9 protein-coding genes are annotated in these 9,627 nt (G+C 67.3%); 4 read left to right on the top strand and 5 right to left on the bottom strand.

Annotation, left to right across the window (positions count from 1 at the left end; genetic code table 11):
• Positions 1-96 precede the first annotated feature (96 nt).
• On the top strand, positions 97-972 hold the full coding sequence (locus tag V7787_RS24870) for a methylated-DNA--[protein]-cysteine S-methyltransferase (RefSeq protein ID WP_336089924.1): 876 nt from the start codon (positions 97-99) through the stop codon (positions 970-972).
• Between the two features lie 198 nt (positions 973-1,170).
• On the opposite strand, the gene V7787_RS24865 is transcribed toward V7787_RS24870, so the two are convergent.
• Positions 1,171-1,677 carry an Lrp/AsnC family transcriptional regulator gene (locus V7787_RS24865; RefSeq protein ID WP_336089923.1) on the bottom strand — a complete coding sequence of 169 codons (507 nt, stop codon included), beginning with the start codon at positions 1,675-1,677 and terminating at the stop codon, positions 1,171-1,173.
• 46 nt (positions 1,678-1,723) lie between these two features.
• Here V7787_RS24865 and V7787_RS24860 point away from each other — a divergent pair, with 46 nt between their 5' ends.
• The 3 genes from V7787_RS24860 to rarD all read left to right on the top strand — a co-directional run bounded on the left by V7787_RS24860 (position 1,724) and on the right by rarD (position 4,491).
• Positions 1,724-2,341, top strand: a complete 618-nt coding sequence (locus V7787_RS24860) for a GNAT family N-acetyltransferase (protein ID WP_336089922.1) — start codon at positions 1,724-1,726, stop codon at positions 2,339-2,341.
• 288 nt (positions 2,342-2,629) lie between these two features.
• Complete coding sequence (gene yedA / locus V7787_RS24855) at positions 2,630-3,583, top strand: drug/metabolite exporter YedA (protein WP_336089921.1); 954 nt, start codon at positions 2,630-2,632, stop codon at positions 3,581-3,583.
• A complete protein-coding gene (rarD, locus tag V7787_RS24850) occupies positions 3,580-4,491 on the top strand; it encodes an EamA family transporter RarD (RefSeq protein WP_336089920.1) in 912 nt (303 codons plus the stop codon). The genes yedA and rarD overlap by 4 nt, the downstream gene beginning before the upstream one ends.
• 299 nt (positions 4,492-4,790) lie before the next feature.
• Here the strand turns inward: rarD and V7787_RS24845 are convergent, their stop codons facing one another.
• The 4 genes from V7787_RS24845 to V7787_RS24830 all read right to left on the bottom strand — a co-directional run bounded on the left by V7787_RS24845 (position 4,791) and on the right by V7787_RS24830 (position 9,458).
• Entirely contained in the window at positions 4,791-6,116 is a 1,326-nt protein-coding gene (locus V7787_RS24845) for an ABC transporter permease (protein WP_336089919.1), read from the bottom strand.
• Between the two features lie 12 nt (positions 6,117-6,128).
• Positions 6,129-7,295, bottom strand: a complete 1,167-nt coding sequence (locus V7787_RS24840; protein ID WP_336089917.1) for an ABC transporter permease — start codon at positions 7,293-7,295, stop codon at positions 6,129-6,131.
• A gap of 16 nt (positions 7,296-7,311) precedes the next feature.
• The gene (locus V7787_RS24835; protein WP_336089915.1) at positions 7,312-8,004 is read right to left on the bottom strand and encodes an ABC transporter ATP-binding protein; all 693 of its coding nucleotides are present in this window, start codon (positions 8,002-8,004) and stop codon (positions 7,312-7,314) included.
• A gap of 194 nt (positions 8,005-8,198) precedes the next feature.
• Positions 8,199-9,458: an efflux RND transporter periplasmic adaptor subunit gene (locus V7787_RS24830; protein ID WP_336089913.1), complete on the bottom strand. Its 1,260-nt coding sequence runs from the start codon at positions 9,456-9,458 to the stop codon at positions 8,199-8,201.
• Positions 9,459-9,627 lie beyond the last annotated feature (169 nt).

The raw sequence follows: 9,627 nt of genomic DNA, 5'->3' as shown, positions 1-9,627 counted from the left end.
GCCGAAACGGTCGGGCGATCTGAACCGATCCCACCTGATTCCACCCCACGCAAGATGCGGATAGCGAGCCCCGCGCATCGGGCCTAGTCTTGCGCCATGAACACTAAAACCTCCCCGCGCAAGCCCGATGCCGGTGCCTCCGCCCGGTCCGTTCAACCCGCCGCGGACAAGCTCGAACAGGCGCGCCTGTTGCTGGACGCCGGCGAGCCGTCGCTGAGCGAACTCGGCGAGGCGGTCGGGTTGAGCCCCTCGCACCTGCAGCGCCGCTTCAGCGCGCGCTTCGGTCTGAGTCCGGCCGAGTACCTGGCCCAGCGCAAGCTCGGCAGCCTGCGTTCGGCGCTGCGCGAAGGCAGCGATGTCAGCGCGGCGCTGTACGACGCCGGTTACGGTTCGCCGTCGCGGGTGTACGAGAGCGGCGCGGCGCGGCTGGGGATGACGCCGGCGCGCTATCGGGCCGGCGGCGCCGGCGAGCAGATCCGCTGGAGCCTGACCCGCACCGCGATCGGCACCGCGCTGATCGCCACCACCGCGCGCGGCATCTGCATGATCGAGCTGGGCGACGACGCGGACCAGTTGGAAGCCAAATTGCGCAGCGAGTTTCCGCGCGCGCAGTTGGAGCGGGTGGACGCCGGCCGCGACGAATTCCTCGCCCCGCGCGTGCAGGCGGTGGCGCAGACCCTGGACGGACACAAGCAATCGGTGCCGGTCGATCTGATCGGCACCGCGTTCCAGAAAAAAGTCTGGGATGCGTTGATGAAGATCCCGGCCGGGCAGACCCGCAGTTACGAGCAGATCGCCCGCCAGATCGGCTCGCCGCGCGGCGCCCGCGCGGTGGCCCAGGCCTGCGCCAACAACCGCGTGGCGGTGGTGGTGCCTTGCCATCGGGTGGTCCGCGGCGACGGTTCGCTCGGCGGTTATCGCTGGGGCTTGCCGCTGAAGGAGAAGCTGTTGCGGCGCGAGCGGGCGGCTTGAGCCCAATCGGTCTTGGTCGGAGGCGTTGCCGGTCTCGGTCTCGGCCGCGGCAGTAGCGGCGTCCCGCGTGGGTTGGCTTCGGCCGCCGCCCGCGACCGCGGCTTCCGATTTGCGCCGCAAGCTTGAGCCAGCGATGTCGCGGCTCGCGCCGCTCCTACAGGCAGCGGCCGTGCCAGCGACGCGACCGAGTCCGACGATTCAACTGCCGCGGCGCTTGCGCGTGGTCCGCGGCGCATCGCGGGTCGGCAGTTCCAGCCCGTGCTTGATCACATCGAACACCAGATGGGTGTCGTAGCGCTTGACGTTGCCTTCGTCGAGCAGCAGCCGATCCACCACCTGTCGGCAATGGGCGACGCCGGTGGTGGCCAGGATCACCAGGTAATCCCACTCGCCGGCCAGGGTGTAGCACTGCTGCACCTCCGGCGCGTTGCGCATGCGGGCGTGGAAGGCGGCGTTGTTTTCGGCCGACTCGCGTTCCATGGTCACCCACACCGCGGCCAGGGTGCTGCCCAGGGTCAGCGGGTCGAGCACCGCCACTTGCCGCATCAGCCCGTCCTGGCGGTAGCGGGTCATGCGCCGTTGCACCGCGCTCGGCGACAGGCCGACCGCGTCGCCGAGTTCGCTCAGGGTCGCCGAGGCGTCTTGTTGCAGCAGTTCGAGCAGCTTGTGGTCGAACTCATCCAGAATCAGGGGGGAAGCAGTCATGCAAGATTTTTGCGTTCATGCGGACAAATATTCAACCGCAATTTGAATGACATCGATACGCTATTCTTACATCCGCCACATCGGGAATTTTTATGTGCGGGCGTATCCCCCTCCGGTCGGACTCCGACCCCTCAATACGGACGCCCGCGGGATGTCCCGGTACCTGACGCAAGCCGCGGTGCCCGAGCAGATCGGCGAGATTCTCGCGCTGATCCGCGAACACGGCCCCAACCCCTGGAATCACCTGCCCGAGCTTGAGCTCGCCGCGCATCTGGCGGCGATCCGGCGCGGCCGCACGCAGGCGGTGGTCGCTTTGTCCGAAGGCAGGATTGTGGCGGTGGTCACGTTCGAGGCCAGCGACGATTTTCATCGCTACCAGCCCGAGGGCCGCGAGATCGAGTGGCAGGGGCATATCGGCGAAGCGGTGGTGCATCGCGATCACCGCGGCCATGGCCTGGGCAGCGCGCTACTGGAGGCGGCGGTGGCGCGGCTGCGGCAGATGGGCCTGGTCGAGATCTATGTCGAACGCCACGAGCAGAACCAGGGCTCGGCGGGGATGATGCGCAAGGCCGGGTTCGTGGCCATCGATACCTTCGACGATCCGGGCCGTCGCCAGGCCGGCAGTCGCCGCACCACGGTGTCGCGTCACCAGGCGCATCGCTAGCGGGTTGCGTGGCGCCGCGTCGATGCGCGCGCCGCGGGTTGCATCGTGGGTTTGGTGTGCCGGCGCGGCACGCGATCGGTGGACGTCGCGGTGGCGCGGTCGCCGCGATCGATCCTGATTTCAGACGCCGGCCGACTCGCATGGCCGGGTCGCTGCGACGTTTCCGCGCTTGTTCGCCGCGGCAATCGCCAGACCGCTGAATCGCTATACCCAGACTTAAGTTTTTCTCGCTCCCGCTTTGGCCGCATTCCCCTCAAGCTATCGCATTCACTGTCCGAGAACCGCGTCATGAGCGCAGCGTCACCGACCACCGAACGACCCGTTCCCAGCGCTCTCGCGGTCGCCGCCGCGTTGGCTTCGGTGTATGTGCTGTGGGGTTCGACCTATCTCGGCATCCGTTTCGCGCTGGAAAGCTATCCGCCGTTCCTGCTCGGCGCGGCGCGCATGTTCCTGGCCGGCGCGATCATGTACGCGGTGCTGCGCTGGCGCGGCACGCCGCCGCCGACCCGCAAGCAGTGGCGCACGCTGTGGGTGTTGTCGATCTGGATGGTGTTGCTGTCCAACGGCCTGGTGAATCTGGCCGAAACCCAGGTCGATTCGGGGCTGGCCGCGATCGCGGTGGCGTCGATGCCGCTGTTCGCCGGGGTGTTCGCGATGATGCGCGGCCGGCATCCGTCGAAGATCGAATGGGTCGGTCTGGCGATCGGGTTCGTCGGGGTGATCTGGCTCAACGCAGGCGGCAAGCTGTCGGCGTCGACGCTGGGCCTGGTGTGTCTGATCGTCGCACCGATCGCCTGGGCCTGGGGCTCGATCTGGAGCCGCGACCTCGACTTGCCGGCGCCGTTCATGACCGCCGCAGCGCAGATGCTGACCGGCAGCGTGTGGATGCTCGGCGCGGCGGTGGTCACCGGCGAGCGCATCACCACGATGCCGAGCTTCAGCGCCACCGCCGCGCTGCTGTATCTGGTCGTGGCCGGTTCGATTTTCGGTTTCACCGCCTACATCTGGCTGCTGCATCACGTGCGGCCGGCGCTGGCGACCAGCTACGCCTACGTCAATCCGCCAATCGCGGTACTGTTCGGCGCGCTGCTGGCGGGCGAACGTTTCACCTCCCACGACCTGGGCGCCATGGCGGTGATTCTGGTCGGCGTGGTCATCATCACCTTGGCCAAGGCGCGCGCGGCCAAGACGGTAGCGGCGCCGGTCGCGGCCGCCGCAGCCGAATTGGAGAAACAGACATGAGTGCCAGCGTCACCGACCGTCGCGGATTGTGGATCGCGGTCGCGTCGTTCGTCCTGTGGGGCCTGATGCCGCTGTACTGGCATCTGCTCAAGTCGGTGCCCTCGTTGCAGATCGTCGCCCACCGCATCGTTTGGAGCACGCTGCTGGTCACCGCGTGGCTGTGCTGGAAGGTCGGCCGGCATTGGTTGCGCGACATCCTGCGCGAACCGCGCAAGGCGGCGATGCTGGCGCTCAGCGGCATGCTGATCGCGTTCAACTGGGGCTTGTACATCTGGGCGGTGAACGCCGGGCATGTGATCGAGACCAGCCTGGGCTATTTCATCGGCCCCTTGGTCAGCGTGATGCTGGGCGTGCTGTTTCTGGGCGAGCGTCTGCGCGCGGTGCAGTGGGTGGCGATCGCGCTGGCGTTCGCCGGCGTGCTGTGGCTGACCGTGCAGTACGGGCGGCCGCCGTTGATCGCGCTGGGGCTGGCGGTGTCCTTCGCCGTGTACGGGCTGGTGCGCAAGCTGGTGGCGGTGGAGGCGGTGACCGGGCTGGGCGTGGAGAACGTGTATCTGTTCGTGCCGGCGCTGGGTTTGATGCTGTGGGGCGAAACCCATGGCATCGGCGGCTTCCTCGGCGGCTGGGGCTTGGGCATCGATGTGCTGCTGATCGTCGCCGGCGCGCTGACCGCGTTGCCGCTGATCGGTTTCGCCTACGCAGTGCGGCGGGTGTCGCTCACCGCGATCGGGCTGTTGCAGTACGTGGCGCCGACCTTGCAGTTTCTGATCGGCGTGTTGATTTTGCGCGAGCCGTTCGACAGCGAGCGTGCGATCGGGTTCGTTGTTATCTGGATCGGTTTGATCGTGTTCGCCAGTGAGGGGGTGTTGCGTTCGCGGCGGATGGCGGCGGCTGCTCAGGTGGCTTGAGGGGGCGCGACAGCGACAGCAACAGCAACAGCAACAGCAAATCCCCCCTGGCCCCCCTTTTTCAAAGGGGGGAATCGGTTTGGTTGGTGTGTGGGGGGCGGGCGGTTGTTAGGCTTCGGCCACTAAGGTCCGAAGCGTCGGATCGAGCCACATCTGGCTCCCCCAACCCGAAGCTTTCCCCCCCTTTGAAAAAGGGGGGGCAGGGGGGATTTGCTCTTCCCCCACGACAAATCGCCCCACAAAAAAGCCCCCTTCACACGAAGGGGGCTTTTTCTCTTTCGACACTACGCCTTACGCGCTTACAAAGCCCGCAACGCCGAAGTCACCGGCAACGTCGCCGCCCGCAACGCCGGGAACAACCCGCCGACGAAGCCGATCGCCAGCGCCCACTTCAAGCCGTTCCACAACAGCTCGCCGGTCACGCGGAAATCGAAGGTCAACTGGCCGACGCCGCCGGCGATGGTCGAGGCGGTGTAGCCGTTGAAGATCCCCCACGCCAGCGCACCGCCGATCAAACCGCCGAGCAAGGCCAGCAGCATCGTCTCCAGCATCACCGCAACCACCACCGGCAAGCCGCGGAAGCCGATCGCGCGCAAGGTCGCGATCTCGCGCGCGCGGGTGGCGACGGTGGCGAACATGGTGTTGAGCGCGCCGAACACCGCGCCGATGGCCATGATCGAGCCGACCACGATGCCGATGATCCGGATCACCTTGGTCATGCCTTCGGATTGCTTGGCGAAGTACTCGGACGTGGTGGTGGTGTCGACCTGCAAACGCGGGTCGCCGGCCAGCGCCGCCTTGAACGGCTTGAACTGCTTGGCGTCGGTGAGCTTGGCGATGACCGAGTTGCGCGACGCGCCGCGGCGGTAGGTCGAGGCGACCATCTCCGCGTCGGCCCACAGTTCCGAGTCCATCGCGTCGCCGGACTTGAAGATGCCGACCACGGTCCACTGCTCGCTGCCCAGGCGGATCTGCTTGCCCACTTCCATGCCGCGGAACTGGCGCCGCGCGCCGCTGCCGACCACCACTTCGCGCTTGCCGGTCTCGAACTTGCGGCCTTCGATGATCTTGACCTGCGGCCGCACCTGCCAGGCGCGGTCGCCGACGCCGCGCAACTGCACGCTGCCGTCTTCGTCGGGCTTGCCGCCCATGATCGGCAGATTGGCCGCGACCACGGTTTCCGGCGAGGCCAGCGGGCGCCCGTCCGGGCCGCGGGCGATGCCGGGCGCCTGTTCGATCACGTTGATGCTGGCCAGATCCAGGGTCGACATCACCTCGGCCGCGGACGCGCCGCGCAACACCATCACGCTGTCGTCGCTGCCGGTGCGGCGCAGGGTTTCCTGGTAACCCTCGGCCATCGACAGCATCGCCACCAACACCGCGACCACGCCGGCGATGCCGATCACCACCACCGAGGACGAACCCAGCCGCTGCTTGAGCGTGCTGATGCCGACCCCGGCCACCGAGGCGGCCTGACGGCCGCTGCGGGTCAGCAGCATCCACAGCGCGACCAACGCCGCCGCGCCCAACAGGTACGGCCACGGCGCCAGCGCCCACAGCGCCAGTCCGGCGATCAGGGCCAGGAAGATGCCGAGACCGCGCAAGAACGATAGGAACTTTTTCATGTGCGCTCTCCGTTAACGTCCGGCCAAGGCATCGACGATGTTCAAACGCATCGCGCGGATCGCCGGCAGCAAGCCGACCACCACGCCGATGGCGAACATCAACCCAACCGCCAACAGCCAACTGTTCCAACCGATCGGCGGGACGTTGATCACGCCGCCGCTGAGCGCGCCGACGACCGGACCGAGCACGCTGGCGATCAGCAACCCGAGTACGCCGCCGATCACCATCAACAACATCGCTTCGGCCAACACCAGCAACAACACGCTGCGGTCGGGGAAACCGATGGTCTTGAGCACCGCCAGCTCCGAGGTGCGTTCGCGCACCGCCTGGGCCATGGTGTTGCCGGTCAGCAGCACCAGGGTGAAGAACACCGCGCCCATGATCGAGCCGACGATCAGGCCGATGTCGGCCATCTGCTTCATCCAGCTCGCGGTCGCCGCCGCTTCGGTCTGGGTCTTGGACTCGTGATCGGAGTTGGCCGAGATCGCGTCGATGGCCTTGGCCACGCGGTCGCTCTGGTTCACGTCGGCGACCTCGGTGACGTACCAGCCGACCTGGCCGCGGTTGAACGGCGTGGAGTCGTCGAAGTACTTCCAGTGCAGCAGGATCATCTGGTCGAACCAGCCGCCGGATTTCTTGTCGGTGGCCGCGAGCGTGCCGACGATGTCGAAGCTCCAGTTCTTGCTGCCGTCGCTGCTGGTGAAGATCGTCGATTGCAGCGGCAGTTTCTGCCCGACCTTCCAGTTGAAGCGCTTCATCAGCGCCTCGCCGACCAGCACGCCGGTGCGGGTGTTGGCGAAGGCCTTGCGGTGCTCGGCGGACACCGCCATTTCCGGGTACAGGTCGAGGTAGTTGTCGGCCACGCCGAAGCTGAAGATCTGGTTGTGCGGGTCCTGATAGGCGCCGCCGAACCAGTTCGCATAGGTGACCTGCTTGACGCCGGGCACCTTGGCGATGCGGTCGTTGAGCGACATCGGCAAGGGTTGGATGAACGACAGCCGCGAACCGGTCTGCAGGCGCTTGGCGCCGTTGGCGCTGTTGCCGGCTTGCTCGAAGCTCTCGCGCACGCCGTCGAGCAGGCCGAACAGCAAGAACGCGGCGATGATCGACAACAGGGTCAGCAGCGTGCGCGTCTTGCGACGCATCAGCTCGGCCCAGATCAGATGGAAATATTTCATGGTGGCCGCTCCCGGCTCAGGCCGCGTGCGACTGCTGCTCGACCAGGGTGCCCTTGTCGAGGTGCAGCGTGTGGGTGGCGTACTCGGCGGCCTTGGGATCGTGGGTCACCATGACGATGGTCTTGCCGTGCTCGCGGTTGAGCAGGCGCAGCAAGTTGAGGATTTCCTCGGCCGAGTGGCGGTCCAGGTCGCCGGTGGGTTCGTCGCAGATCAGCAAGGTCGGGTCGGAGACGATCGCGCGGGCGATCGCCACGCGCTGCTGCTGGCCGCCGGAGAGTTCGTTGGGGCGGTGCTTGCCGCGCTCGGACAGGCCGACCAGGGTCAGCGCGATCTCGGCGTTGCGCTTGCGCTGGGCGCCGTTCAGCGGCGACAGCAGCAGCGGCAGTTCGACGTTCTTCTGCGCGGTCAGCGCCGGCATCAGGTTGTAGAACTGGAACACGAAGCCGACGTGGCGGCTGCGCCATTGCGACAGCTGGCCCGCGCTCATGCGGTCGATGCGTTCGCCCTCGATGCTGATTTCGCCGCCGCTGGGGTTGTCCAGGCCGCCGATCAGATTGAGCAGGGTGGTCTTGCCCGAGCCCGACGGACCCATCAGCGCGACGAAGTCGCCCTTGGCGATGTCCAGATCGATGCCGTGCAGCACTTCGACCTTTTCCGGTCCGCGCTGATAGGTCTTGGTGAGGTTATGGATCGAAACCAGAGTTTCCATCTTCGACATCCTCGAACGTGTTGACTGCGGTGAATGGGCGAGGGCGCGCGCTGCGCCGGTCGCAGATCGGTAAGGCGGCCGCGCTCGGACGCGGCGGCTGCAAGCTCATTGCCCGGCGCCGCCGCGTGGTTCGCGGTCGCGCCTTGCCGCACGAACGACGCCGCCGGGTAATCGGCGCCGATTTCGGCCGGCTATTACTTAGACGAATCGGCCTCGGCGTTTTCGACACGCACGCGCGATCCGTCCTTGAGCGACTCCGGCGGATCGATCACCACCGTCTCGCCGCCGACCAGGCCGGCGGTGACTTCGCGGTCGTCGCCGAGCTTGCGGCCCAGGGTCACCGCGGTTTGCGCGACCTTGCCGTCGGCGACCACGAACGCCACGTCCTTGCCCTCGCGCTGGGTCAGCGCGGCGTTGGCGACCATCGCGCTGGGCTTGGCCGGCGCGGCGGCGCCGGCCGGCTTGGACGCTTCCAGAAAACTCACCCGCACGCCCATTTCCGGGACGATGCGCGCATCGCGGCTCTTGATCGCGATGCGCACCTTGACCGTGGCCTTGCCGCGGTCGGCGGTGGGAATGATCGCGATCACCTCGGCCGGAATGTTCCAGTCCGGGTAGGCGTTGAGATGGGCTTGAACCGGCATCTTGGGCTGGACCCGGCCGATGTAGGACTCGCCGACGTCGACTTCGATTTCCAGCGAGTCCATGTCGACGATGGTGCCGATGCCGGTACGGGTGAAACCGCCGCCGGCCGACAGCGGCGAAACGATTTCGCCCGGCTGCGCGGCCTTGGCGGTGACCACGCCGGAGAACGGCGCGCGCACGATGGTGTTGTCTACGCCCAGGTCGGAGATGTGCAGGCTGTCCTGCGAGACCTTGACGTTGCGCTGTGCGGTCAGCAACTGCGCGCGCAGCGAATCGCGCGAGGCCACCGCCTGGTCGTACTGCGACTTGGACACCAGCTGCTGCTTGACCAGCGCGTCCAGACGGTTGGCGTTGGCTTCGGCTTCCTTGAGCTGGGCCTGCACCCGCGCGGTGTCGCTTTGCGCGGCTTGCAGTTGGGCGGCGCTGAGCGCGCGCTGGGCGTCGGCGTCGATCGGGTCGAGCGTGGCCATGACCTGGCCGGCTTCCACCCGTTGGCCTTCCTCGATCATCACCTCGCGCACCTTGCCGGTGATCTTGGCCGAGACCGTGGCGATGCGCCGGGCGACGATGTAGCCGGTGGCGTCGAGCACCGAGGCGCCGGCGCCGCTGCCGCCGCCGATCGCGGTGACGCTGGCGGTCTTGACCTGCGGCGCGCTGTTGCGGCCGAACGCGAACCAGCCGGCGACGGCCAGCACCGCCAGCAGCGCCACCACGATGCCGATGATCGCGCCGCGCCCCGGACCCGAGGACTGGGCCGGACGGTTGCGGTCGATGCGCAGTTCCTTCAACAGATCGGCAGATGCACTCATGGTTCCAACCAGGACGCAGGGCAGCGCCTAGTGTGACCGCGGCGGCGGCACCCGCCAACCTGCGGAAAGTCAGTTTTTGTCAGCCCGTCCGTCTGCGGTTTGCGATGACAAATGTCATTGCCGGCGGGTGCCGGGGCCGGTGGCTGCCGCGGGGTTGCGGCCGTCGCGA

This window comes from Pseudomonas sp. CGJS7 (assembly GCF_036961695.1).
The sequence above is the reverse complement of the archived record's forward strand: the minus strand, read 5'-3'. Positions and strand labels throughout refer to the sequence as shown.

What these genes read in the sequence shown, in the direction of transcription:
- yedA (WP_336089921.1), top strand. Translation starts at nt 2,630, where the DNA reads ATGAGCGCAGCGTCACCGACCACCGAACGACCCGTTCCCAGCGCTCTC.
- V7787_RS24870 (WP_336089924.1), top strand. Translation starts at nt 97, where the DNA reads ATGAACACTAAAACCTCCCCGCGCAAGCCCGATGCCGGTGCCTCCGCC.
- V7787_RS24840 (WP_336089917.1), bottom strand. Translation starts at nt 7,295, where the DNA reads ATGAAATATTTCCATCTGATCTGGGCCGAGCTGATGCGTCGCAAGACG.
- V7787_RS24860 (WP_336089922.1), top strand. Translation starts at nt 1,724, where the DNA reads ATGACATCGATACGCTATTCTTACATCCGCCACATCGGGAATTTTTAT.
- V7787_RS24830 (WP_336089913.1), bottom strand. Translation starts at nt 9,458, where the DNA reads ATGAGTGCATCTGCCGATCTGTTGAAGGAACTGCGCATCGACCGCAAC.
- V7787_RS24835 (WP_336089915.1), bottom strand. Translation starts at nt 8,004, where the DNA reads ATGGAAACTCTGGTTTCGATCCATAACCTCACCAAGACCTATCAGCGC.
- V7787_RS24845 (WP_336089919.1), bottom strand. Translation starts at nt 6,116, where the DNA reads ATGAAAAAGTTCCTATCGTTCTTGCGCGGTCTCGGCATCTTCCTGGCC.
- V7787_RS24865 (WP_336089923.1), bottom strand. Translation starts at nt 1,677, where the DNA reads ATGACTGCTTCCCCCCTGATTCTGGATGAGTTCGACCACAAGCTGCTC.
- rarD (WP_336089920.1), top strand. Translation starts at nt 3,580, where the DNA reads ATGAGTGCCAGCGTCACCGACCGTCGCGGATTGTGGATCGCGGTCGCG.